At 71.0% G+C, this 23,992-nt stretch carries 25 protein-coding genes and 1 tRNA gene; 11 read left to right on the forward strand and 15 right to left on the reverse strand.

Going from position 1 to position 23,992, the window contains the following annotated elements; translation table 11 throughout:
- The first annotated feature begins 8 nt into the window (after positions 1-8).
- The 7 genes from QNO09_RS23965 (at position 9) to QNO09_RS23995 (ending at position 9,875) form a co-directional block, all read left to right on the forward strand.
- Positions 9-881: a DUF2797 domain-containing protein gene (locus QNO09_RS23965; protein WP_283972305.1), complete on the forward strand. Its 873-nt coding sequence runs from the start codon at positions 9-11 to the stop codon at positions 879-881.
- A 106-nt stretch (positions 882-987) separates the two neighbouring features.
- Positions 988-1,728 (forward strand): response regulator transcription factor, encoded by a 741-nt coding sequence (locus QNO09_RS23970; RefSeq protein ID WP_283972306.1) that lies wholly within the window; start codon positions 988-990, stop codon positions 1,726-1,728.
- Entirely contained in the window at positions 1,725-3,413 is a 1,689-nt protein-coding gene (locus QNO09_RS23975; protein WP_283972307.1) for a sensor histidine kinase, read from the forward strand. The genes QNO09_RS23970 and QNO09_RS23975 overlap by 4 nt, the downstream gene beginning before the upstream one ends.
- Positions 3,414-3,427: 14 nt before the next feature.
- Positions 3,428-4,942: a bifunctional glycosyltransferase family 2/GtrA family protein gene (locus QNO09_RS23980; RefSeq protein ID WP_283972308.1), complete on the forward strand. Its 1,515-nt coding sequence runs from the start codon at positions 3,428-3,430 to the stop codon at positions 4,940-4,942.
- A complete protein-coding gene (locus tag QNO09_RS23985) occupies positions 4,939-7,092 on the forward strand; it encodes a mannosyltransferase YkcB-related protein (RefSeq protein ID WP_283972309.1) in 2,154 nt (717 codons plus the stop codon). The genes QNO09_RS23980 and QNO09_RS23985 overlap by 4 nt, the downstream gene beginning before the upstream one ends.
- Before the next feature lie 106 nt (positions 7,093-7,198).
- Positions 7,199-8,695, forward strand: coding sequence for an MFS transporter (locus QNO09_RS23990; RefSeq protein ID WP_283972310.1), 1,497 nt, complete (start codon positions 7,199-7,201; stop codon positions 8,693-8,695).
- Between the two features lie 400 nt (positions 8,696-9,095).
- Positions 9,096-9,875 carry a TetR/AcrR family transcriptional regulator gene (locus tag QNO09_RS23995; protein WP_283972311.1) on the forward strand — a complete coding sequence of 260 codons (780 nt, stop codon included), beginning with the start codon at positions 9,096-9,098 and terminating at the stop codon, positions 9,873-9,875.
- Position 9,876: 1 nt separating this feature from the next.
- On the opposite strand, the gene QNO09_RS24000 is transcribed toward QNO09_RS23995, so the two are convergent.
- Both QNO09_RS24000 and QNO09_RS24005 read right to left on the reverse strand, forming a co-directional pair.
- Positions 9,877-10,347, reverse strand: a complete 471-nt coding sequence (locus QNO09_RS24000) for a PPOX class F420-dependent oxidoreductase (protein ID WP_283972312.1) — start codon at positions 10,345-10,347, stop codon at positions 9,877-9,879.
- A 10-nt stretch (positions 10,348-10,357) separates the two neighbouring features.
- Positions 10,358-10,651 (reverse strand): STAS domain-containing protein, encoded by a 294-nt coding sequence (locus QNO09_RS24005; RefSeq protein ID WP_349636984.1) that lies wholly within the window; start codon positions 10,649-10,651, stop codon positions 10,358-10,360.
- Positions 10,652-10,926: 275 nt separating this feature from the next.
- On the opposite strand from QNO09_RS24005, the gene QNO09_RS24010 reads away from it, so the two are divergent.
- Together QNO09_RS24010 and QNO09_RS24015 are read left to right on the forward strand one after the other, a co-directional pair.
- Positions 10,927-11,649, forward strand: coding sequence for an ANTAR domain-containing protein (locus QNO09_RS24010; protein WP_283972314.1), 723 nt, complete (start codon positions 10,927-10,929; stop codon positions 11,647-11,649).
- 57 nt (positions 11,650-11,706) lie between these two features.
- Complete coding sequence (locus tag QNO09_RS24015; RefSeq protein WP_283972315.1) at positions 11,707-12,405, forward strand: GAF and ANTAR domain-containing protein; 699 nt, start codon at positions 11,707-11,709, stop codon at positions 12,403-12,405.
- Here QNO09_RS24015 and QNO09_RS24020 read toward each other — a convergent pair.
- The 3 genes from QNO09_RS24020 to QNO09_RS24030 all read right to left on the reverse strand — a co-directional run bounded on the left by QNO09_RS24020 (position 12,391) and on the right by QNO09_RS24030 (position 16,375).
- The gene (locus QNO09_RS24020; RefSeq protein WP_283972316.1) at positions 12,391-13,245 is read right to left on the reverse strand and encodes a YceI family protein; all 855 of its coding nucleotides are present in this window, start codon (positions 13,243-13,245) and stop codon (positions 12,391-12,393) included. The two genes, QNO09_RS24015 and QNO09_RS24020, sit on opposite strands and share 15 nt — an antisense overlap.
- Positions 13,246-13,332: 87 nt before the next feature.
- Positions 13,333-15,789 (reverse strand): MFS transporter, encoded by a 2,457-nt coding sequence (locus tag QNO09_RS24025; protein WP_502962339.1) that lies wholly within the window; start codon positions 15,787-15,789, stop codon positions 13,333-13,335.
- Positions 15,790-15,886: 97 nt separating this feature from the next.
- Complete coding sequence (locus tag QNO09_RS24030; protein ID WP_283972318.1) at positions 15,887-16,375, reverse strand: MarR family winged helix-turn-helix transcriptional regulator; 489 nt, start codon at positions 16,373-16,375, stop codon at positions 15,887-15,889.
- Between the two features lie 214 nt (positions 16,376-16,589).
- Between QNO09_RS24030 and QNO09_RS24035 the strand changes: the two genes are divergently transcribed.
- Positions 16,590-16,787: a hypothetical protein gene (locus QNO09_RS24035; protein ID WP_283972319.1), complete on the forward strand. Its 198-nt coding sequence runs from the start codon at positions 16,590-16,592 to the stop codon at positions 16,785-16,787.
- 391 nt (positions 16,788-17,178) lie between these two features.
- Here QNO09_RS24035 and QNO09_RS24040 read toward each other — a convergent pair whose 3' ends face one another.
- From QNO09_RS24040 to QNO09_RS24075, 8 genes are all read right to left on the reverse strand, one after another.
- A complete protein-coding gene (locus QNO09_RS24040) occupies positions 17,179-18,081 on the reverse strand; it encodes an RNA polymerase sigma factor SigF (RefSeq protein WP_283972320.1) in 903 nt (300 codons plus the stop codon).
- Between the two features lie 268 nt (positions 18,082-18,349).
- On the reverse strand, positions 18,350-19,327 hold the full coding sequence (locus QNO09_RS24045) for an RNA polymerase sigma factor SigF (protein ID WP_283972321.1): 978 nt from the start codon (positions 19,325-19,327) through the stop codon (positions 18,350-18,352).
- Positions 19,328-19,506: 179 nt separating this feature from the next.
- Positions 19,507-19,800, reverse strand: a complete 294-nt coding sequence (locus tag QNO09_RS24050) for a Dabb family protein (RefSeq protein ID WP_283972322.1) — start codon at positions 19,798-19,800, stop codon at positions 19,507-19,509.
- The gene (locus QNO09_RS24055) at positions 19,800-19,976 is read right to left on the reverse strand and encodes a hypothetical protein (protein WP_248503353.1); all 177 of its coding nucleotides are present in this window, start codon (positions 19,974-19,976) and stop codon (positions 19,800-19,802) included. Before QNO09_RS24055 ends, QNO09_RS24050 begins: the two co-directional genes overlap by 1 nt.
- A gap of 142 nt (positions 19,977-20,118) precedes the next feature.
- Positions 20,119-20,203, reverse strand: a tRNA-Ser gene (locus QNO09_RS24060).
- 44 nt (positions 20,204-20,247) lie between these two features.
- Complete coding sequence (tadA, locus tag QNO09_RS24065; RefSeq protein WP_283972323.1) at positions 20,248-20,679, reverse strand: tRNA adenosine(34) deaminase TadA; 432 nt, start codon at positions 20,677-20,679, stop codon at positions 20,248-20,250.
- 56 nt (positions 20,680-20,735) lie between these two features.
- Positions 20,736-21,278: a tRNA adenosine deaminase-associated protein gene (locus tag QNO09_RS24070; RefSeq protein ID WP_283972324.1), complete on the reverse strand. Its 543-nt coding sequence runs from the start codon at positions 21,276-21,278 to the stop codon at positions 20,736-20,738.
- 275 nt (positions 21,279-21,553) lie between these two features.
- Complete coding sequence (locus QNO09_RS24075; protein WP_283972325.1) at positions 21,554-21,802, reverse strand: hypothetical protein; 249 nt, start codon at positions 21,800-21,802, stop codon at positions 21,554-21,556.
- Positions 21,803-21,933: 131 nt separating this feature from the next.
- Here QNO09_RS24075 and upp point away from each other — a divergent pair, with 131 nt between their 5' ends.
- The gene (gene upp / locus QNO09_RS24080; RefSeq protein ID WP_283972326.1) at positions 21,934-22,569 is read left to right on the forward strand and encodes a uracil phosphoribosyltransferase; all 636 of its coding nucleotides are present in this window, start codon (positions 21,934-21,936) and stop codon (positions 22,567-22,569) included.
- Between the two features lie 191 nt (positions 22,570-22,760).
- On the opposite strand, the gene QNO09_RS24085 is transcribed toward upp, so the two are convergent.
- Together QNO09_RS24085 and QNO09_RS24090 are read right to left on the reverse strand one after the other, a co-directional pair.
- Positions 22,761-23,375, reverse strand: a complete 615-nt coding sequence (locus QNO09_RS24085) for a LytR C-terminal domain-containing protein (RefSeq protein ID WP_283972337.1) — start codon at positions 23,373-23,375, stop codon at positions 22,761-22,763.
- A gap of 121 nt (positions 23,376-23,496) precedes the next feature.
- Positions 23,497-23,793 carry a type II toxin-antitoxin system VapB family antitoxin gene (locus QNO09_RS24090; RefSeq protein ID WP_003999914.1) on the reverse strand — a complete coding sequence of 99 codons (297 nt, stop codon included), beginning with the start codon at positions 23,791-23,793 and terminating at the stop codon, positions 23,497-23,499.
- Positions 23,794-23,992: the final 199 nt, after the last annotated feature.

Genomic DNA, 23,992 nt, shown 5'->3' on the forward strand with positions numbered 1-23,992 from the left:
CGGCAGGGATGGCACAGGCATGGAAGTGCTCGGGGCTGCGCTGGTCGGCCGATGGTCCCGAGCTGCTCTGGGACGGCGGTCGGCGCAGTGCGCTGACCCGGGGGAAACGCGTGGCCTTCAGGGTCGCGGAGGGAGGTGCGCGCACGTGTGTGGGGGCTCGGGGGCATGCGTGCCCGGTGAGTGCGGTCGTGCCGGGGCGCAGTACGGGGGCGCGGTGCGAGGAGTGTGCGCGGTTGGACCGGGCGCACTCGGTGGCGGCGGACACCATCGCCGACGATCCCCGGCCGTACCACGTGTATCTGGCGTGGTTCGGGCCCGGCATGGTCAAGGTCGGGATCACCGCGCAGGAGCGGGGATCCGCGCGGCTGCTCGAACAGGGGGCCGTCTGTTTCAGCTGGCTCGGTGTCGGTCCGCTCATGGCCGCCCGGCGTACGGAGGAGCTGCTCCGGGCCGCCCTGCGGGTGCCCGACCGGATTCCGTACGCCGAGAAGCGGGCCGTGCGGGCCGCGCTGCCGGAGGCGGCCGCCGACCGGGCGGGTGAGGTCGCCGAGCTGCACGAGCGGGCGGTCGCGCTCCCGGCGTGGCCGGAGTCGCTCGTACGGAAGCCGCTGCGGGTCGTCGACCATGTCGGGGTGTTCGGGCTCGCGGGGGTGCCCGTCGCCGTCGGGGGCGTGAGCGAGCTCGTCGCCGGGGGTGCGGTGGGCGGCGAGCTGGTCGCGGCAGCCGGACCCGATCTGCACCTGGCCACCGGGGACGGTGTCGTGGTGCTCGACACCCGGCTGATGACGGGGTGGGGGCTGATGCCCGCCACCGGGGACGGGCTGACCGTCCCCCTGCGTCCGTTCAAGGAGGCGGCGGGCGTGCAGGACGGCCTGTTCTGACCCGACCGGCCTTCCCAGGCGTTTCCTGAGAAGCGCCTGTGTGTTTCTCAGGGAAATCACAGCTTGCCGAAAGTGTGCTCTCAGAGGCCCTCGACATCGTGTTCACATGACCACGACCTCGCCCCAGGGGCGCACCGAACTGCTCAGGCCGGACGGGAGCCCCGTCCGCGTGCTGGTGGTGGACGACGAGCTGTCGATCACCGAGCTGCTGTCCATGGCCCTGCGCTACGAGGGCTGGCAGATCCGCAGTGCCGGTGACGGCACCGGCGCGGTCCGGACCGCGCGCGACTTCCGGCCCGACGCCGTCGTCCTCGACATGATGCTGCCCGACATGGACGGGCTGGCCGTGCTCGGGCGGCTGCGCCGCGAACTGCCGGACGTGCCGGTGCTGTTCCTGACCGCCAAGGACGCCGTCGAGGACCGGATCGCGGGACTGACGGCGGGCGGCGACGACTACGTCACCAAGCCGTTCAGCCTGGAGGAGGTCGTCGCGCGGCTGCGCGGGTTGATACGGCGCTCCGGCGCCGCCGACCGGCGCTCGGAGTCCATGCTGGTCGTCGGCGACCTCACCCTCGACGAGGACAGCCACGAGGTGACCCGGGCCGGGGACGACATCCATCTGACCGCGACCGAGTTCGAGCTGCTGCGGTTCCTGATGCGCAATCCGCGGCGCGTCCTCAGCAAGGCGCAGATCCTCGACCGGGTGTGGTCGTACGACTTCGGCGGCCAGGCCAACGTCGTCGAGCTCTACATCTCCTACCTGCGGCGCAAGATCGACGCCGGGCGCGAGCCGATGATCCACACGCGGCGCGGTGCCGGGTATCTGATCAAGCCCGCGGCCGCATGAGCGGTCGACGACGGCAGCGTACGCAGCAGCAGGCGGTCGGCCGGCGGGCAGGCAAGCCGCGCACCCTGCGGACGCGGCTCGTCGTCGCGTGTGTGGTGCTGATCGCCGTGGTGTGCGCGGTGATCGGGACGGTGACGACGCTGGCCCTCAGCTCCCATCTGTACGCGCAGTTGAACGAGCAGCTCGACGCGGCCGCGTCCAGGGCCGCGTTCAGCCCACCCCGCGAGCCCGGTGACGACGGGGCCGACGCGCTCGCGAAGAACAACGGGGCCGACGCGCTCGCGAAGAACAACGGGACCGACGCGCTCGCGAAGAGCAACGGGACCGACGCGCTCGCGAAGAACAAGGGGGAAAGCCTCACCGTCTTCGTCACGCGGGGGCCGCAGCCGGGCGGTACGGTCGCCGCCAAGATCGAGGGCGGCCGGATCACGCAGTCCGCGTACGGCGTCTCCGATGACAGCTACCACATGAGCGCGCGGTCGCTGAACGCCGCGCAGAGAGCCGCCCTCGCCTCCGTGCCGCAGACCGAGGGACGGCCGAGCACTGTCGATCTCCCCGGCCTCGGTGAGTACCAGGTCGCGTACAAGAGCGGTGACAAGGGCAGTTACTACGTGGCCATCCCGACCACGGACGTCACCGACACCATCAACACCCTCATCCTGGTCGAGGTCTGCGTCACCGGCGCCGGTCTCGCCGCTGCCGGTCTCGCCGGTTCCGTACTGGTCGGCGTCGCCACCCGCCCCCTGCGCCGCGTCGCCGCCACCGCCACCCGGGTCTCCGAACTGCCTCTGCACACCGGCGAGGTGAACCTCAGCGAGCGGGTCCCCGACTCCGAGACCGACCCGTACACGGAGGTCGGACAGGTCGGTGCCGCGCTCAACCGGATGCTGGACCACGTCCACGGGGCGCTGCACGCACGGCAGCGCAGCGAGACGCGCGTCCGACAGTTCGTCGCCGACGCCAGTCATGAGCTGCGCACCCCGCTCGCCTCCATCCGCGGGTACGCCGAACTCACCCGGCGGGGACGCGAACAGGTCGGCCCCGACACCCGGCACGCCCTGGGCCGGATCGAGTCCGAGGCCGACCGGATGACCCTCCTCGTCGAGGATCTGCTGCTGCTCGCCCGGCTCGACGCCGGACGGCCGCTCCGGTTCGAGCAGACCGACCTCGTCCCGCTCGTTGTGGACACCATCAGCGACGCCCGGGCGGCCGGCCAGGGCCACAACTGGCGGCTCGACCTGCCCGACGAGCCCGCGCTCGTCTCGGCGGACGCGGCCCGGCTGCAACAGGTGCTCGTCAACCTGCTCGGCAACGCGCGTACCCACACACCGCCCGGGACGACCGTCACCGCGCGGGTGCGGTGGCACGAGGGATGGCTGTGCGTGGACGTCGAGGACGACGGGCAGGGCATCCCGGCGGCGTTGCTGCCGCACGTCTTCGAACGATTCGCGCGCGGTGACTCCGCCCGCACCCGCGCCACCGGCTCGACCGGTCTGGGCCTCGCCATCGTGCAGGCCGTGGCCGACGCGCACGGCGGTGCCGTCACGGTCGACAGCGTGCCCGGGCGGACCGCGTTCACGGTCCGTCTGCCCGCCCTGCCGCCCCAGCCGGGGCCGGAAGCGACGCGGCAGCCGCACTCACAGGCGCGCCACAGCGTCACCACATGGGCACAACAGGGCGCCTGACGAAAGTCGGTCCCATGCGAACCGACTCTTCTCCCGGCACCCTGCCGGCGCGGGAGCATCTCCCGGCCGCACCAGCCGGTACGCCTGTCCTGGACGTAGTGATCCCCGTCTACAACGAGGAGAAGGACCTCCGGCCGTGCGTCCGCAGACTGCACGAGCATCTCGACCGGACGTTTCCGTACCCGTTCCGCATCACGATCGCGGACAACGCCTCCACGGACACCACCCCGCAGATGGCCGGACGGCTGGCGGCGGAGATCCCCGAGGTCGCCGTCTTCCGCCTGGAGCAGAAGGGCCGCGGCCGGGCCCTGCGGGCCGTCTGGTCGGCCTCGGACGCCCCGGTCCTCGCCTACATGGACGTGGACCTGTCCACCGACCTCAACGCCCTGCTCCCGCTGGTGGCCCCCCTGATCTCCGGCCACTCCGACCTCGCCATCGGCTCCCGGCTGGCCCGCAGTTCGCGGGTGGTGCGCGGCCCCAAGCGGGAGTTCATCAGCCGGGCCTACAACCTCATCCTGCGCGGCTCGCTCCAGGCGCGGTTCTCCGACGCCCAGTGCGGCTTCAAGGCGATCCGCCGGGACGTGGCGCAGGTGCTGCTGCCCCTCGTCGAGGACACCGGCTGGTTCTTCGACACCGAGATGCTGGTGCTCGCCGAGCGCGCGGGCCTCAGGATCCACGAGGTGCCGGTGGACTGGGTCGACGATCCCGACTCGACGGTCCACATCGTCAAGACCGCGACCGACGACCTCAAGGGCGTGTGGCGGATCGGCAGGGCGCTGACCACCGGTGCCCTGCCGCTGGACCTGCTCGCTCGGCCGTTCGGCGACGACCCGCGCGACCGCGACATCAAGGGCGTCCCGACGGGACTCGCCCGCCAGCTCGTCGGGTTCTGTGTGGTCGGCGCCCTGTCCACCCTTTTCTACCTGCTGCTCTACAGCGGCTTCCGGGTCTTCACCGGCTCCCAGGCAGCCAACGCCCTCGCCCTGCTGGTCTCGACGGTCGCCAACACCGCGGCCAACCGGCGGCTCACCTTCGGGGTGCGCGGGCGCGGCGGGACCGTACGGCACCAGGCACAGGGCCTGGTCGTCTTCGGCATCGGGCTCGCCCTGACCAGCGGCTCGCTCGCGGCACTGAACGCGGCGTCCTCCGAGCCCGCGCACTCCACCGAACTGGCCGTCCTCATCGCGGCCAACCTCGCGGCGACGGTCCTGCGGTTCCTGCTCTTCCGGGCCTGGGTGTTCCCCGACCGGCGCGAGGACGACCCGTCGGGCGCCACCCCGTACGGCACCACCACCCCCACCGTCACCGGCCCTGCCCCCTCCGGCCTCACACACGCCGGCACTGGCCCCTACGGCACTGCCCCCTACCGCACCACCCCTTACGACACCGCACAGTTGCGCGCCGGTGAGGCCGCGAACGGCACGGTGGGGGTGCCCCCGCTCGAGCGAAGCCGAGAGTGGGGGAGGGAGGCCACCCTGCACCTGCAGCCCGTGCGCCCGCACGACACCGACGCGAGGGACATCCGATGACCGTCCACTTCGACCGACCGGCCATCGACGCGGACACGAGTCCCGGCAGCCGGACCCGCACCCCGTCCCCCGCACCGGCCCATGCCGCCGTCGACCCCAAGAGGCCCTTCGTGCAACGGATCTGGCGCGGCCGGCCCGAGGATCCCCGCTGGGCCCGCCCGGCCTTCCTCGCCCTGCTGCTGGCGACGGCCGCGCTCTACCTCTGCAACCTCAGCGCCTCGGGTTACGCCAACTCCTTCTACTCGGCGGCCGTACAGGCCGGCGGCCAGTCCTGGAAGGCGTTCTTCTTCGGCTCGCTCGACGCGGCGAACGCCATCACGGTCGACAAGCCCCCGGCCGCCCTGTGGCCCATGGCCCTCTCGGTGCGGCTGTTCGGCCTCAGCTCCTGGGCGATCCTCGCGCCCGAGGTTCTCATGGGCGTCGGCACGGTCGCCGTCGTGTACGCGGCCGTCCGGCGCCGGTTCGGTCCCGCGGCCGGACTGATCGCGGGTGTCGTGCTCGCGCTCACCCCCGTCGCGGCGCTGATGTTCCGCTTCAACAATCCCGACGCGATGCTGGCGCTGCTGATGGCGGCGGCCTGCTCCCTCGTCGTCCGCGCCCTGGAGGACGGCCGCACGAAGTGGCTGCTGTGGGCCGGAGCCGCGATCGGCTTCGCCTTCCTCGCCAAGACCCTCCAGGCCTTCCTGATCCTGCCGCCGCTCGCCCTCGTCCACGGCGTCTGCGCCCCGGTGACGGTGAGGAAGCGGATCGGGCAGCTCGCCGCGGGTCTCGCCGCGATCGTCGTGTCCGGCGGCTGGTGGGTCGCGATCGTCGAACTCTGGCCCGCCTCCTCCCGTCCCTATGTCGGCGGCTCGCAGAACAACAGCTTCCTGGAACTGACCTTCGGCTACAACGGCCTGGGCCGCCTCAACGGCGAGGAGACCGGGAGGGTCGGAGGAGGCGGTGGCGGCGGGAACGGCGGCGGCACCTGGGGTGAGACCGGCTGGGACCGGCTGTTCGGCTCCTCCATCGGCGGCCAGATCTCCTGGCTGATCCCGGCCGCGCTGATCCTGCTCGTCGCCGGACTGGTCGCCACGCGCGAGGCCCGCCGGACCTCCGCGACCCGGGGCGCGTTCCTGGTGTGGGGCGGCGCGCTGCTCACCACCATGCTGGTCTTCAGCTACATGCAGGGCATCTTCCACGAGTACTACACGGTCGCCCTCGCCCCCTACATCGCCCCGTTGGTCGGCATGGGCGCGACGCTGCTCTGGGAGAAGCGTGACAAGGCCTGGGCGTCGCTGAGCCTGGCCACCGCCATGACGGCGACCGCCGCCTGGGGATACGTCCTGCTCAACCGCTCCTCCGACTACCTGCCCTGGCTCAAGTGGTTCGTCCTGGTCGGCGGTCTGACGGCCGCCCTCGGCCTGATCTTCGCCGGTCGGCTGGTGCCCCGGCTGGCCTTGGGAGCGGCCGGGCTGGGCCTGGTCGCCGCGCTGGCCGGTCCGGCGGCGTACACCCTGACCACCGTGAACGAGGGGCACACCGGCTCGATCGTCACGGCGGGTCCGACGGTCGCGGGCGGCCGCGGCGGACCGGGCGGTGGCGGTGCTCCGGGCGGTGACGGATTCCCGGGCGGCGGGCAGAACCAGCAGAACCAGAACCAGAACCAGCAGAACGGCAACGGCTTCCCCGGAGGCGGGTTCCCCGGCGGCCGGAACCAGCAGGGCCAGGGCCAACGCCAGAACCAGCCGAACGGCGACGGCGGCGCCATGGGCGGCGGCGGTGGCGGCATGGGCGGCCTGCTCAACGGCGCCGGCGTCAGCTCCGAGGCCAAGAAGCTCCTGGAGACCGACGCCGACCGGTACACCTGGGCCGCCGCGGCCATCGGCGCCCAGAACGCGGCGAGTTACCAGCTGTCCACCGGCGAGCCGGTGATGGCGATCGGTGGCTTCAACGGCACGGACCCGTCCCCGACGCCGGCCCAGTTCAAGAAGTACGTGGCGGACGGAAAGATCCACTACTTCATCGCCTCCGGCGGCATGGGCGGCGGCATGGGCGGCGGCAGCGACGGCACGTCCTCCCAGATCACCTCCTGGGTCGAGGCCAACTTCAAGAAGGTCACGGTCGGTTCGAGCACCTTCTACGACCTCACGCAGAAGGCGAGCGGCTGACACGTCCCTGACCGGACGAGGGGCGGTGGCCGAAAGCCACCGCCCTTCGCCGGGCCCGACGTAACTCCGTTGTACGCCGTATAGGAACTGTTCTACGGTGTACAACATGACGACGTCCCCCCAGGAGAAGGCCCCGCCGCGCATCGCGTCCGGTGGCCACCCTCAGCGCTGGCTGATCCTCGGTGTCATCTGCCTCGCGCAGCTCACCGTGCTGCTCGACAACACGATCCTCAATGTGGCGATCCCCTCGCTCACCCGCGAGATGAACGCCTCGACCGCCGACGTCCAGTGGATGATGAACGCCTACTCCCTGGTGCAGTCCGGCCTGCTCCTCACCGCGGGCAACTCCGCCGACCGCTACGGCCGAAAGCTGATGCTGATGTCGGGCCTGGCGGTCTTCGGTGTCGGCTCGCTGGCGGCCGGCCTGTCCCAGAGTCCGGCCCAGCTGATCGCGGCCCGTGCCGGCATGGGCGTCGGCGGCGCGCTGCTGATGACCACGACCCTCGCCGTCGTCGTGCAGATCTTCGACCACGAGGAGCGAGTGAAGGCCATCGCGCTGTGGTCGACGGTCAGTTCGCTCGGCTTCGCGGCCGGGCCGCTGATCGGCGGTGTGGTGCTGAACCACTTCTGGTGGGGCGCGATCTTCCTGATCAACATCCCGGTCGCCGTGCTCGGCCTGGTCGCGGTCGCCGCGCTGGTGCCGGAGTCGAAGCACAAGGCGGGCGACCGGCCCGACCTGCTCGGCGCGGTGCTGTCGACCATCGGCATGACGGCCGTCGTGTACGCCATCATCACCGGGCCCGAGCACGGCTGGAGCTCCGCGCGGGTGCTGGTCTCCGCGCTGATCGGCTCGGTGGTGCTCGGCCTGTTCGTGCTGTGGGAGTTGCGGACCGAGTACCCGATGCTCGACATGCACTTCTTCCGCAACCAGAAGTTCGTGGGCGCGGTCGCGGGCGCGATCCTCGTGGCGTTCGGTATGACGGGGTCGTTGTTCCTGCTCACACAGCATCTCCAGTTCGTCCTCGGATACGAGCCGCTGGACGCCGGGCTGCGGACGGCGCCCCTGGCGCTGACCGTCGTCGCGCTCAACTTCACGGGAGTCGGGGCGAAGCTGGTCCTGAAGGCCGGGACGCCGGCGGCCATCGCGCTCGGCATGACCCTGGTGTCCGCCGGGCTGGCGGCGATCGCGCTGCTCGGCGGCCACGGGTACGGGGGCATGCTGCTCGGGCTGATCGTGATGGGGGCGGGAGTGGCACTGTCCATGCCGGCGATGGCCAACGCGATCATGGGGGCGATCCCGCCGGAGAAGGCCGGAGTCGGAGCGGGGATCAACGGGACGCTCGCGGAGTTCGGCAACGGGCTGGGTGTCGCGGTGCTCGGTGCCGTGCTCAACTCGCGGTTCGCGTCGCTGGTCACCGTGTCCGCGGCGTCACTGCCGGCGGCGCTGGCAGCCGCCGACTCGGCCGAGGAGAAGGCCAGGATCTCCGACGCCTTCGCCTCGGGCCTGGAGACCAGTCAGTTGGTGGGGGCGGTCGCCGTGCTGGCAGGTGGCCTGGTCGCGGCCGGGTTGTTGCGGCGGGCCGAGCGGGGGGAACCCGCCTAGGAGGAGGTGCGTGGTCGTCGTGCGGGTCAGGTGGCCTGGTCGCGGCCGGGTTGTTGCGGCGGGCCGAGCGGGAAGGATCCGCCTAGGACCGCCCAGGAGAACGGGGTGTGCGGTCGTCGTGCGGCCGCGGGGCCGCTGTGGTCGGTCGCGTAGTTCCCCGCGCCCCTCAAGGCGCCTAGGGCCTGTCGTTCGGATCAGTCCGGCGTCGTGGGGCTTGGCACGCCCATCTGCGGCGTTGTCGTCGGTTGCCAACGCTCCGCGTTGGCGCCCTCCTCCGCCTTGCAGCTGGACGCACCAAGCCCCACTCGGGTCGGCTGACAGGAGCCGAGCCTCACAGCCGGCCTGATCCGAACGACAGGCCCTAGCATGATCGGCAGCAAGAGGTCGAGGAAGGTGCGCCATGGCGAAAGCCACCCGACAGGATCAGCCGCGGTCCAGCGTCTGGCTGGAGAGCACAGCGCACCGGCGGCGCGGTGGAGGGCAGCCCTCGGGGCTGGACCGGGCGCGCATCATCGAGGTCACCGTGCGGCTGCTGGACGCCGAGGGCCTGGCCAAGTTCTCCATGCGGCGGCTGGCCGGCGAGCTCAACGTCACCGCGATGTCCGTCTACTGGTACGTGGACACCAAGGACGACCTGCTCGAACTCGCCCTCGACCAGGTGATGGGCGAGGTGCGGCTGCCCGATCCGGACGCCGGTGAGGACTGGCGGGACCAGGTGCGGGCGCTGGCCCGGGAGTACCGGACGCTGCTGGTGCGGCACCCCTGGGTGTCCGCGCTGGTCGGGGTCTTCCTCAACATCGGGCCCAACAGCCTGGCGTTCTCACGGGTGATCCAGCGCGTCGTCCGCAGGACCGGACTGCCCGCGAAACGCCTGACGAGCACGATCTCGGCCGTCTTCCAGTTCGTCTACGGCTACGGCACCCTGGAGGGCCATCTCGCCTCCCGGGCAGCCGCCGGCGGCATGAGCGTGGACGAGTACTTCCAGCAGGCCCTGAACGCCGTGACCGCCGCCCCGCAGGCCGCCGACGTCCTCCAGGAGTCCCGGGAGATCATGGCGGCGCGCGGCGGCGACACGGTCGCCGAGATGCTGGAGCGCGACTTCGAGTTCGCGCTGGAACTGCTGATCGCGGGCATCGAGGCGATGGTCACCCGTGAGCGTGACGCCGGCGGGGAGGGTTGACCTACTCCTCTTCCACCAGTCGCGCCGGGAAGCCTCCGGTCGCCACGGGCCCCCACCGCTCCGGCGTGATCCGGATGATCGACTTGCCCTGCTTGAGCATGGCCGCGCGGTACTCGTCCCAGTCGGGGTGCTCCCCGGCGATGTTCCGGTAGTACTCCACGAGCGGTTCGACGGAGTCGGGGGAGTCGATCACCTCGGCCGTGCCGTCGATCTGGACCCAGGGGCCGTTCCAGTCGTCGCTGAGCACGAGCAGGCTCACGCGGGGGTCCCGCTTGGCGTTGCGGGTCTTGGCGCGCTCCGGGTAGGTGGAGACCACGATCCGGCCCGAGTCGTCGACACCGCAGGTCAGCGGGGAGCTCTGAGGGCCGCCGTCGGCTCGGCGGGTCAGCAGGACGGCGTGGTGCCGGGGCCGGACGAAGTCGAGCAACTCGTCGAGGGAGACGCGGGTGTTCGTCGCGATGTTCGGTGCCATGCCCGGCAGCCTACGACGCCATCGCTTCGGCCACGTTGTCGTACACGGGCACGTCCCGGCGCAGGCCGGTCAGCTCCAGGACACGGCTCGTGATCCCCTCCGGCCGGGCCACCAGGCGCACCCGGGCCCCGGGACGCAGCCGGTGCCGCACGTCGTTGATGAGGCGGATGCCCTGGGAGTCCATGAAGGAGGTCGCGCTCAGGTCGAGGACGAGGACCTCCAGCCGGTCGCCCCGGGCCCGGGCCGCGGACATGACGAGCGGCAGCAGCCGCGCCGCGTTACAGAAGTCGATCTCGGCGGGCATCGTGAGGCGGACGCGGCCGGGGAGGTCGCGCGGTTCTGTGGGATTCGTGAAGAAGGTCACGGCACTCACCTGGCAGACGTTCGTCCGGATTCCGGTAAGGCCGCTTCCTGACCCGTGGGGCCATTCCACCATGCGGGGGGCGGCCGGAGGAAGCACCCGCGGCGGCGTCGGCCGGACGTCACTCGGAGGCAACCGAACAGTTAGAGTGCTGTCCGTCCTGTGCTCGCAGTCGGGAATGTGCTGCGGAGCTCTCCTGCGCACGGCCATGGCCGTGCATGCCGAAGAGGTTCGTGGTGGCTGCGTCCGAGTTTCCTGATTTGCCCCGTTATCCGGCTGGCGTCGAGCTGGCCGAAGCTCTCACGGTGGCTTCTCAGCAACTGCACGAAACCCTCACGCCGCACAGCGCGCTGCGCACGGCGGTCCGGCTGGCCGTGCACCTCATGCCGGGCGCCGAGCACGCCGGGATCTCCGTCATCGAACGCGGCAGCAAGATGCGCACGCTCGCCTGGACCGACGAGATCGTGCGCTCCGCCGAGGACCGGCACACCGGTCGCGAACAGCACGGCCTGTGGGACCTGTTGTGGAACAGCCCGGTGGCGCGGATAGCGGACAGTGAGGCCGACGACGGCTGGGACGTGCTGGCCGGCCTGGGGCTGCGCTCGGCGCTGGCCCTGCGGCTGCGCGCCGACCGCCGCCGGCTGACCGTGCTCACGGCCTACGCGAGCAAACCGGGCGTCTTCGACGAGGACGCGACCCGCATCGGCCGGCTGTTCACCGCGCACGTCAGCATCGCCCTGGACTCCGCGACCGTGCGCGAGCAGCTCACCGAGGCCATGCACACCCGCGACCTGATCGGCCAGGCCACCGGCATCCTCATGGAACGCCAGGGCATCGACGCCTCGGCGGCCTTCGAGAGCCTGGTGCGCGCCTCCCAGCGGGAGAACGTGAAGCTGCGCGATCTCGCCCGCCGGATCGTCGGTGCTCACAACACCCCCTGAGGTGGGGTGAATTACGGAGAAGGCGTGTTCGGGTGATGTCGGGATACCCGTACGGTCATGAGTTCCGAGACGTCCGACACGCTCGACCAGGCGATGGTGCGCAGTAGCGGTCTCGACACGCTGCTGCGCGATCTGACCGACCGCGCGGTGCAGGAGGTGCCCGGCGCCGTGGCGTGCAGCATCACCGTGCGCCGCGCCGGGCGGCTGCTCACCCTGGCCGGCAGCGGCGGCCTGCCCAGCGGCCTGGACCTGCGCCAGTACGAGAACGGCTCGGGGCCCTGCGTCGACGCGGCCGAGACGGGTGAGGAGCAGTACGCTCCGGATCTGGCGGCGGAGTCGCGCTGGCCGGCGTACACGGAATACGCCCTGACCACGGGCGTCCGCTGTGTGCTGGCGCTGCCGGTCGCCGTCGAGGGCGACAGCGGCGCCGCGATCAACTTCTACGGCGTCGGCGCGAAGGATCTGGGCACGGGCCGGGAGGCGGCCCGTGCCTTCGCCGCCCGGGCGGCGGACGCGATCGACATGGCGCTGCGCATCGAGAGCCGGCGGCAGTCCGCTGCCGATGTGCGCACCGCGCTGCTCTCCCGCAGCGTCATCGACCAGGCGGTCGGCATCCTGATGGCCCGGGAGCGGATCGACGCGCGGATCGCCCTGGAGCGACTGCGCCGGGTCTCGCAGAACCGGAACGTCAAGCTCCGTGATCTGTGCGGCCAGTTGGTGGCGAAGGTGTCCGCCCCGGACTCACGCCGGCAGTGACGCGCCCTGCACGGCCTGGATGTCCAGCTCCACCTTCAGCGTCGTGCCGATGGCGGCGATACCGGCCTGCAGGACCTGGTTGTAGTGCATGGCGAAGTCCTCGCGGCGCAGTTCGGTCGTGGCGCGGAACGCGGCGCGGGTGCCGCCCCACGGGTCCGGACCCGTGCCGAGGTAGGCGAGGTCGAGGTCCACGGGCCGTACGACCCCGTGCATACCCAGCTCGCCGTGCACGGTCCACCGGTCGGACCCGGTCGCCGTCAGCCCCGTCGACCGGAAGGTGATCTCCGGGAACCGCTCGACGTCCAGGAAGTCCGGCGACCTCAGATGCCCGTCGCGCATGCCGTTGCCGGTGTCGACGGACGCGGCCCGGATCACCGCCTCGACACGCGACTCGGTGACATCGTCCGGGGCGATCTCGATGGAGCCGGCGAACTCCGTGAACCGGCCGTGCACGCTGGAGATGCCCAGGTGCTGTGCCACGGCGGCCACGCTGGAGTGCACCGGGTCGACGGTCCACGGGCCGGGCGGCGGCAGCTCGGTGCCGCCCTGCCGCGCCAGTGTCACGGTGCCGACCTCGGCCCGCCCTCCCCCACCCTCGGCTCCGCTCGAGCGGGAGGTACCCCCACCCGTGACGATCAGGCTGGAGGCCGCGGGCGCGTACCCGACGGCCGTGACGACGACGGTGTACGCCCCCGGTTCCATCGGCGTCGCGTCCCGTACGGCGCCCTCCGCGTCGGCCTCGGCCCGCAGCACCTGCGCGCCGGTCATGTCCGCCACCGTGACGACCGCGTGCGACACGGCCCATCCGTCCCGGGTACGGATCCTCGCGGTCAGTCCCATCTCACTCACTCCTCCGAAAGAAACCGGCCCGCGACGGGGGCGCACCTCCGCTCGGAGCGCGCCACCCGTCACGGCCGGGGCCGGTCCCTACTCGCCGGGGTGGGCGAGTTCGATGTCGTGGGCGTCGGTGCCGGGACCCGTGACCGTCAGGGCGGTCGCCACCGGCGGGTAACCCGTGGCGATGACGGTGTACTCGCCGCCGTCCAGGTCGGTGAAGGCGTACGCCCCGTCCGTCCCGGTGGTGGCCGAGCCGACGACGTTGCCCGCCTGGTCGACCAGCGTCACCCGGGCGTCGGCCAGCGGGCCGTGCGGGGCGCGGACGACACCCTGGACGCGGGCGCCCGAGTCCAGGTCGATCTCGACCCGGGTGACCCCGGTGCCGCCCACCTCGACGGGCAGGGCGCGCGGCCGGTACCCGGCGGCGTTCACCGCGACGGTCACCGCCCCCGGTACCAGCTCGGCGAAGGAGAACTCGCCCTGCTCGCCCGTGATCCCGTTGGCGAGCACGTCCCCGCGCACGTCGGTCACGATGACCATGGCGTCCTTGACGGACTGCCCGTTCTCGGCGGCCCGCACCACGCCGGTCAGCCCGCTGGTGCCGCTGAGCAGGATGTCGTAGGCGACCGGCTCACCGTTCACCACGACCGTGGACGCCTGCGGCTGGAAGCCGTCGGCGGAGGCGATCAGGACGTACGCACCGGAGCCCGGCGCGTCCACCGCGTACGAGCCGTCGGCCTGCGCCACGGACCGGCCCAGCTGGCGCCCGGCCAGCGAGATCAGCGTGACGGCGGCCCGCGGCACGGGCGCGGACTCGGCGCCGCGGACGACACCGCGGACCGGAACACCGCTCCCACCGGACGCGGACTCCCCGGCCGGAGCCGCCGTGCCGACGGCGGCGAGCCGCTGCGTTCCCTCGGGTCCGGTGCCGTCGGCGGACGCGGTCCCGGCCCAGCTCGGCGCGGCCTTCGCCGCCACGGGAGACCCGGTGGCCGCTTCGGCCGGGGCCACGGCAGGCGCCTGCGAGTCGGCGGTCTGCGCCGGCCCGCCCCTGGTCTTCAACGGGACCTCCTTGATGAAAAGCGTCACCAGCAGCGCGAGCAGCGCCATCGGGGCCGAGTAGAGGAACACGTCCGCGACACCGTGGCCGTAGGCGCTCTCCACCACCGTGCGGATCGGCGCGGGCATCGTGCTCAGGTCGGGGATGCCGCCGCCGCCCGTGCCGGCGTGACCGAGGGCCGCGCCCTTGGGGCCGAGGTCGGCGAGGCCGTCCTTGACGTAGTCGGTGATCCGGTTGCCCAGGACCGCGCCCAGGGCGGAGACGCCCACCGCACCGCCGAGGGACCGGAAGAAGGTCACCGTGGAGCTGGCGGTACCCAGGTCGCCCGGCTCCACCTGGTTCTGCGTGCACAGCACCAGGTTCTGCATCATCATGCCGATGCCGAGACCCAGCAGCGTCATGAAGATCGCTATGTGCCAGTACTCGGTGTCGTACCGGATCGTGCCCAGCAGACCGAGGCCCGCGGTCACCAGCACACCGCCGGCGACCAGCCACGCCTTCCAGCGACCGGTCCGGGTGATGACCTGCCCGGAGACGGTGGAGGAGACGAACAGGCCCGCGATCATCGGGATCGTCATGACGCCGGACATCGTCGGCGACTTGTCCCGGGCCAGCTGGAAGTACTGGCTGAAGAAGACGGTCCCGGCGAACATCGCGACACCGACGAACAGCGACGCCAGCGAGGCCAGCGTGATGGTCCGGTTGCGGAACAGTCGCAGCGGGATGATCGGCTCGCTCGCCCTCGCCTCGACGAGGACGAACACCGCCAGCAGCGTCAGCGAACCGCCGACCATCGCGTACGTCTGCCAGGACACCCAGTCGTACTTGTCACCGGCGAAGGTCACCCAGACCAGCAGCAGGCAGACGGCCGCGGTGATGAAGACGGCACCGGCCCAGTCGACCTTGACCTTCCGCTTCACGACGGGCAGGTGCAGGGTCTTCTGCAGCACGATCAGGGCGATCACGGCGAAGGGCACACCGACGTAGAAGCACCAGCGCCATCCGAGCCAGTCGGTGTCGGTGATGACACCGCCGACCAGCGGGCCGCCGACCATGGCGGTGGCGAAGGTGGCGCCGAGGTAGCCGTTGTACCGGCCGCGCTCGCGCGGCGAGATCATCGCCGCCATGATGATCTGGGCCAGCGCGGACAGACCGCCCATGCCGATGCCCTGGACCGCCCGGAAGGTGATGAGCATGCCCGGGTTCTGGGACATGCCGGCCGCCGCCGACCCCAGCACGAAGACGACCAGCGCGAGCTGGATCAGCAGCTTCTTCGAGAACAGGTCGGCGAGCTTGCCCCACAGCGGGGTGGACGCGGTCATCGTCAGCAGGGACGCGGTCACGACCCAGGTGTAGGCGCTCTGACCGCCCCCGAGGTCGCTGATGATCCGGGGCAGGGCGTTGGAGACGATCGTCGACGACAGGATCGCGACGAACATGCCGAGCAGAAGGCCGGTCAGGGCTTCCATGATCTGCCGGTGCGTCATCGCAGCGCCGTCGCCGGAGGAGCCGTGGGAGCCTCCCCCGTGCTTGGCATGAGCCCGCACACCGGCTGGTGTGGTCGTTGCCATGGGCTTCCTTTTCTTACGTGCTTGCGGGTGTACGGGTGGTCTGGTCGAAAGCGGCCGGCGCGACCCGGTTCCCGGGCCGGCAGTCGAAGCTCTCCCGCAGCCGCGCCATGAGGTGCGTGAGCTGGCCGACCTCCTCCTCGGTCCAGTCGCCCAGACGCTCGGCGAGGACCTCGGTGGTCCGCCGGGACAGCTCGTCGAGCTGTGTGCGGCCCGCGGGTGTGAGGCGCAGGATGCGTGAGCGCTTGTCCGCGGGGTCGGGGGAGCGTTCGATCCAGCCCCGGTCCACGACGTGCGCGACATGGCGGCTGGTGACCGACATGTCCACCGCCAGCAGCTCGGCGAGCTTGCTCATGCGCATGTCGCCATGGCGGTCCAGCAGGGTCAGAACGGCCGCCGACCCGCCGGGGCACTCGGCGGGCATGATCCTGCCGAGCTCCCGCTTCACGGCGCCGAAGGCGCTGAACTGGCGGACCAGCTCTGCGTACTGCGCCCTGTCGGCCATGACACCTCCACTTTCGTTGCTTAGGGCAACCATAGAAGCTGTTGGTTGTTACACGCAAACAAAAGGGGGGCGAGCGGCATAAAAAGTTGGCAAAGGCAAGTATTGCGGGAGTAAACGCGCTGGCCGGCACTCCGGCGGTACGAGCCGACCGCACCCAAGCGGAACCCCTACCCCCACTTGGGGAGCCCCGCCGTTTTCGCTAGGGTCTCGGGCCATGGCTAACAACCAGGCCCCGCAGGGCAATCACGACCCCGCCGGCAGTACCCAGATGTTCCGCGCGTTCGTCGACGAGGCCCCGCAGGGCCGTCAGGCGGCGGCACCTTCCAGCAGCGGACCGCGCATCGGTCTCATCCTCGGCGCCATCGCCGCCGTGGCGGTCGTCGCGGCGGTGGCCTGGCTGGCGCTGGCGTAACCCGGGCCGCCCCGACACTGAGGCAGCCCGGCGGCACGGGGCGCCCGCCCCCACGGTCCCGCACTCGCGTACGGCGAGGAGGGGCCGTGTCGCGGGGTGTCCGCCCGCAGCGGTTGGCGCGTCAACGCCAGTCAGTCGGCAAGTGGGTCCATCGCGCCGTTCCGAGGACGGACACCCCCCGGCGCGGCCCCGCCCCACCACCCGGCACCAGGCGAAGCGGACGCGTACCCCCACCAAGCCGACAGGCCGCCGCAGGCATGCGACGGCCGTGTCAGAAAACCCGAAGCCGATCCCGAGCCGAAGCCGAACCCGAGCCGAAGCCGAACCCGAGCCGAAGCCGAACCCGATGCGCCGGTAGGGCGCGAAGCCGACCCCGAATCCGGCCCCTCGGTCAGTCCGAGATCAGGCCTTCCCGGAGCTGCGCCAGTGTCCGGGTCAGCAGCCGGGAGACATGCATCTGCGAGATGCCGACCTCCTCGCCGATCTGTGACTGCGTCATGTTCGCGAAGAAGCGGAGCATGATGATCCGCCGCTCACGAGGCGGCAGCTTCGCCAGCAGCGGCTTCAGCGACTCGCGGTACTCCACACCCTCCAGCGCGGTGTCCTCGTACCCCAGCCGGTCCGCCAGCGACCCCTCGCCGCCGTCGTCCTCCGGCGTCGGCGAGTCCAGCGAGGACGCCGTGTAGGCGTTCCCCACCGCCAGCCCGTCGACGACGTCCTCCTCGGACACCCCGAGCACAGAGGCGAGTTCGGTCACCGTCGGCGACCGGTCCAGCTTCTGTGAGAGCTCGTCGCTGGCCTTGGTCAGAGCGAGCCGCAGCTCCTGCAGCCGGCGCGGCACGCGCACCGACCACGACGTGTCCCGGAAGAACCGCTTGATCTCCCCGACCACCGTCGGCATCGCGAACGTCGGGAACTCCACGCCCCGTTCGCAGTCGAACCGGTCGATCGCCTTGATCAGCCCGATCGTGCCGACCTGGACGATGTCCTCCATCGGCTCGTTCCGGGACCGGAACCGCGCGGCGGCGTACCGCACCAGCGGGAGGTTGAGCTCGATGAGCGTGTCTCGGACGTACGCACGCTCGGGGCTGTCCTCGTCGAGCGCGGCCAGCCGCAGGAACAGGGAGCGGGACAGGGTGCGGGTGTCGATGGCGCCCGCGGTCGGAAGGACCGGGACGGGCTCGGCCACGAGGGCCGGAGCCTCATCGATGGGGCCGAGTGAGTCGAGAGCATGGGGAGCTGACTCGCTCTCCGCGAGCGTGAGCACCTTCGAGCTGCCCTGTTCTGCGGACATGCCACCCCCTTTGGGTCGCGGGACGGTCGCGGCGGACGCTCCCGTCTGAGGAACGCAGCCTTCACCTGAATACCGGAACCGGAGCTCCGGCAAACGCGCTTCACGCAGAATGTCACATGTCGGCAACACGCTGTAGTGACATGTCGACATCTGAGACGCGAATCCGCCCTGCAAACAAGGGGTCTGACGGCCTTTCGGCTCTCAACTACCGGAAAGCGCCCTGATGAGCGATTCCCTCCCCGAGGTGACCTCTCGCTCACGTTTGCGGTTACGCGTCGATACGGTTCGCAGACCGCAACCGCTGGAAGCTACGCGCGAGTAGCCGCGACACATGCATCTGCGAGACGCCGAGCTCCGCGCTGATCTGAGACTGCGTGAGATTGCTGTAGTACCGCAGCAGCAGGATCCGCTGCTCCCGCTCGGGCAGCTGGACGAGCAGGTGCCGTACGAGGTCGCGGTGCTCCACGCCGTCCAGCGCGGGATCCTCGTAGCCGAGCCGGTCCAGCAGCCCCGGCATGCCGTCGCCCTCCTGCGCGGCCTCCAGGGAGGTCGCGTGGTACGACCGTCCGGCCTCGATGCAGGACAGCACCTCGTCCTCGGTGATGCGCAGCCGCTCGGCGATCTCCGCGGTCGTCGGGGTCCGCCCGAAGGCGGTCGTCAGGTCCTCCGTCGCACTGTTGACCTGCACCCACAGCTCGTGCAGCCGGCGCGGCACATGGACGATGCGGACGTTGTCGCGGAAGTACCGCTTGATCTCGCCGACGACCGTGGGCATCGCGAAGGTCGGGAACTGCACGCCCCGGTCCGGGTCGAAGCGGTCGATGGCGTTGATGAGCCCGATCGTGCCGACCTGGACGACGTCCTCCATCGGCTCGTTGCGGGAGCGGAAACGGGCGGCGGCGTACCGCACCAGCGGAAGGTTCGCCTCGATGAGCGCCCCGCGCACGCGGTCGTGCTCCGGGGTGCCCGGCTGGAGGTCCTTGAGTTGAGCGAAGAGGACCTGGGTGAGCGCCCGGGTGTCGGCCCCACGGCTGCTCCGCTGGGGAGCCGTCTGAACGACCGGGGCGGGTTCCGTGGCCGCGCCTTGGGCGGGTGCGGCCTGCGGAGACGGAGACGGCGACTGAGGAGACGATGACTGAGGCGACGGCGACTGAGGAGACGACGGCTGGGGTGGCGGTGGCTGAGGGGACGGTGCCTGGGGGGACGGTGCCTGAGGTGCGGTACTGGCCAGCACGGTCAACTCCACCTCGTCATCGTCAACTCATCCGTCAACTCTTCCATCAAAAGCGGTCATAGCATCACAAGACATGTGCACTGTGTGCAAGCACCCCATAACTACGTGTTGAGGAATGAAAGCCGCACAAGTCAACTCAAGTAACAGAAGAGCCCCCTGTCATGGCGACAGGGGGCTCGGAACGGTCGGTCTCAGAACTGGTAGTCCGCGATCACCCACGTGGCGAACTCCCGCCACAGCGCGACGCCCGCCTGGTGGTCCGGGTGCTCCACGTACCTTCGCAGCGCGTCCGCGTCGTCGAAGGCCGAGTTGATGGCGAAGTCGTACGCGATGGGGCGGTCGCTGACATTCCAGCCGAGCTCCCAGAAGCGGATCTCGGGGATCGTGCCCTCAAGCGCGCGGAAGGCCTCGACGCCCTCCACGACCCGGGCGTCGTCGCGCTCGACACCCTCACCGAGCTTGAACAGAACCAGGTGGCGGATCATCACTTTCCTCCCTTTGCGACCCACGTGGCGAAGTCGCCGAGGGCCCCGGCGGCGTCCGAGATGCCCTGGAACCCTATGAGGACGTAGTCGCTCGCCGTCTCGGGGTCCGTGATGATCACGTACAGCGCGAAGACCACAAGGGCGTAGACGGCGACCTTCTTCGCGTTCACCGCCATCGCGGCCTCCCCTGTCACTGGTTCCCGTGCAGCGCACATGTGTCACTGGTGTGCGTGCAGCGCACATGATCGCACGAAGGACCGATCACCCGAAGGGGCGGACGCACGAAGGGCCCCGCCTGACGACGGGGCCCTTCTCAAGCGGTAGCGGAGGGATTTGAACCCTCGGTGACTTGCGCCACACTCGCTTTCGAGGCGAGCTCCTTCGGCCGCTCGGACACGCTACCGAGGGAGACCTTACAGCAAGGTGCCGCGTGCTTCGAAATCGGTATCAGCGCCCTCGGAAGAACTCGGTGAGCAGCTCGGCGCACTGCTCGGCGAGCACTCCCCCGATCACCTCGGGCCGGTGGTTGAGCCTCCGATCGCGCACGAGATCCCAGAGGGAGCCGACCGCGCCGGCCTTCTCGTCGCGGGCGCCGTAGACGAGCCGGTCGACGCGGGACTGCTGGATCGCGCCCGCGCACATCGTGCAGGGCTCCAGCGTCACCACGAGGGTGCAGCCGGTGAGCCGCCACGCGCCGAGCGCCGCCGCGGCCCGCCGCAGGGCGAGGACCTCCGCGTGGGCCGTCGGATCACCACCGGCCTCGCGTTCGTTGTGCCCGGCCGCGAGCACGGTCGTGCCGTCCGGGGCCAGGACGAGGGCGCCGACGGGGACGTCCCCGCCCCGGACGGCCTCGGCGGCCTCGTCCAGGGCGAGTCGCATCGCGGGCCGCCAGGGGTCCCGGACCGGATCCGGCGGTGCCGGGGTGGCGGGACCGGTCAGCGGACGGTCTCCAGGGTCTCCGAGGCGCCCAGGGACTCGGCGATCTCGTTGACGGCGTCCGTCGCCAGCGAGCGCAGTTCCTTCTCGCTCACGCCGAGGTCGTCCAGGATCAGGGCGTCGCCGACCGGACCGTGCGGCACGGCCTCGGTGGAGGCGGCGGGCCCGGCGTCGTCGTCGGTATCGTCCTCGTCGTCGTCGGAATCACCGTCCTCGGTGCCGTCGAGGTCGAGGGCGTCGAGGACGTCCCCGTCGTCCGGATCGCGGCCGAGCAGCTCGTCGGTGAGCAGGATCTCGCCGTAGCTGCTGCGGGCAGCGGCGGCGGCGTCCGAGACGTAGATGCGAGGGTCTTCCTCGCCGTCCACGCGGACGACGCCGAACCAGGCGTCCTCCTGCTCGATGAGCACGAGCACCGTGTCCTCGTCGGGGGAGGCTTCACGGGCGAGGTCGGCCAGATCCGACAGGGTTTCCACATCGTCGAGCTCTGTGTCGCTCGCTTCCCACCCGTCTTCGGTGCGCGCGAGCAGTGCGGCGAAGTACACCGTGACTCTCCCACTGGTCTTAGGCGTGCCGGTTGGGGGTCCCCCCGGCGGAGGTTACGGGCGGGGAGTGCTCGTCCGAGCCCCACCCACTCGGAATCGTGGCAGAAACAAGGCGTTCAGGGGACGTCTTCGGCCCCCTGTGTCCGGCAGTTCCGCTCGCACGCCCGTTGCCGCCACCTGCGGATCGTACGCGGCTTTGCCCCGCTCCACGCACGGTCGACCGCGACAACCTCCGCGCGGTTCGTGATCTTTGCCGGGGGTTTCCACCCCGTTCCCTACCAGCGGAACGTGCGCATGCGCATCGCGTGGCGCAGCCGGGCCGTCTTGGCGCGGCGCGGCTGGACGCGGTCGCGCAGTTCCCGGGCCTCGGCCAGATCGCGCAGGAACCGGGCGCGACGCCGACGGCGCTCGGCGTCGGACTCCTCGGCCCCGTCCGCGCCGTCGGGCTCCGGGTTCGTCCCCGGCCATGCGCGCGGCGACGGCTCGTCTCGGAATTTCTCGTCTCGGAATTTCCGGTCGGGCATCAGGTTCACCATCCCCACTCCATCTTTCCCACGTTCCCCCGGACGGGCGGTTTGACGCCGGTGCTCGCGCGCGGCCGTACAGCGGGCTTGCCGTGCGGACCGGTGGATCCCGCCCGGTTACTGTTGTGGACATGCGTCTCCACGTCGTCGACCACCCTCTGGTCGCCCACAAACTCACCACCCTGCGCGACCAGCGCACCGACTCCGCGACCTTCCGCCGCCTCGCCGACGAGCTGGTCACCCTGCTCGCCTACGAGGCCACGCGTGACGTGCGTACCGAACAGGTCGACATCCAGACGCCGGTCGCGCGGACCACGGGCGTCAAGCTGTCCCATCCGCGGCCGCTGGTGGTGCCGATCCTGCGGGCCGGGCTCGGCATGCTGGACGGCATGGTCCGGCTGCTGCCGACCGCCGAGGTGGGCTTCCTCGGCATGATCCGCAACGAGGAGACGCTCCAGGCCTCCACGTACGCGACGCGCATGCCCGAGGACCTGTCGGGGCGTCAGGTGTATGTGCTCGACCCGATGCTCGCCACCGGCGGCACGCTGGTCGCGGCGATCCGGGAGCTGATCCGGCGCGGCGCCGACGACGTGACCGCCGTGGTGCTGCTGGCGGCCCCGGAAGGCGTCGAGATCATGGAGCGCGAGCTCGCGGGTACGCCGGTGACGGTCGTGACCGCCTCGGTCGACGAGCGGCTGAACGAGCACGGCTACATCGTGCCGGGCCTCGGAGACGCGGGGGACCGGATGTACGGATCCGCCGAGTAGGGCCCGGGGGGCCCGCGGGTACACCCTCGTGGGCCTGCGGGCACGCACCCGGTGACCTGCGGGTACACCCTCGTGGGCCTGCGGGCACGCTCTCGGGGACCCGTGGGCGCACCCTCATGGGCCTGCGGGCAGGCTCTCGGAGACGTACAGGTACACCCCCGGGACCCCTGGGCGCGCCCTCGGGGACGTGCTCAGCAGCCCTTTCCGGACGGCGTCGGCTCGGGCCTGGCCAGCTTGGTCAGGGCCCGGTCGGCGTCGCGCTGTTTCGCCAGCTCCTTGAAGGCGTCGCCGATGACGAGGTCGACGGCAGCGCCCTTGCGGGCGGCCTCGGTCCGTCGTTCGGCGCCCGGGAGCTGGGTGCCGAGCACGGGCAGCGTGGTGTCGAGCGCGGTGGCCGGGCCGAGCAGCAGCCCGGTGCCCTTGACCTTCTTGTCGTACTGCTTGGTCGCGTTGCCCACGTCGCCGATCTTGAAGCCGCGCTTCTTGAGCTCGTCGGCGGTCTTCTTCGCCAGACCGGCGCGGGTGGTGGCGTTGAGTACGTTCACGGTGATCGTGCGCGGCTCGGGCAGGGGCTTGGCGCTGGGCGAGGCGCTCGCCTTGGTTTCGACGCCGCAGTCCGTCCCGTCACCGGCCGCCGAAGCCTTTCTGCCGCCGCCGGTGAAGACGTCGATGAGCTGCAGCGTGCCCCACCCGCCCACGCCGAGGACGACAACGGACGCGACGGTCAGGACGACGAGCCTGCCGCGCCGCCGGGGCCGGCGCATCTTGGGGTACTTGTTGCCCGTGATGCGGTACTTGCCGCCCATGCCGGGGGGAGTCAGCATGCTCATGAGCGCAGCGTAGTGCGCCCGGGCGACGATGCCTACTAGATGATCATTCGACGTCGCCCAGTGGAACCCGAAAGGGCCAACCCGCGACCTGCGGGGGTCAGTCGAGTTCGAGCACGCGTGCGTGCAGCACCTGGCGCTGCTGGAGTGCCGCCCGCACCGCGCGGTGCAGTCCGTCCTCCAGGTACAGGTCGCCCTGCCACTTCACGACGTGCGCGAAGAGGTCGCCGTAGAACGTGGAGTCCTCGGCGAGCAGTGTTTCCAGATCGAGCTGACCCTTGGTCGTCACGAGCTGATCGAGGCGGACCGGGCGCGGCGCGACGTCCGCCCACTGCCGGGTGCTTTCCCGGCCGTGGTCGGGGTACGGCCGGCCGTTTCCGATGCGCTTGAAGATCACACGGAAAGCCTACCGGTCAAGACCTTCCGGGCGCAGCCATGGCGCCCCAGTGCGGCGCTGAAAAAAACCCCACAAGGCGGTATGAACCGGGAACCTCCCGTCCCTGAGGTGACCGCCCGCGCCGCCGCCCTTCCGCCGGAGCCCCTGCGGATCGCCTCGGGCCACGTCTTCCCCGGCCCGGCCCTCGACCCGGGCGTCC

It is taken from the genome of Streptomyces sp. 378 (assembly GCF_030124145.1).
GTDB lineage: Bacteria > Actinomycetota > Actinomycetes > Streptomycetales > Streptomycetaceae > Streptomyces.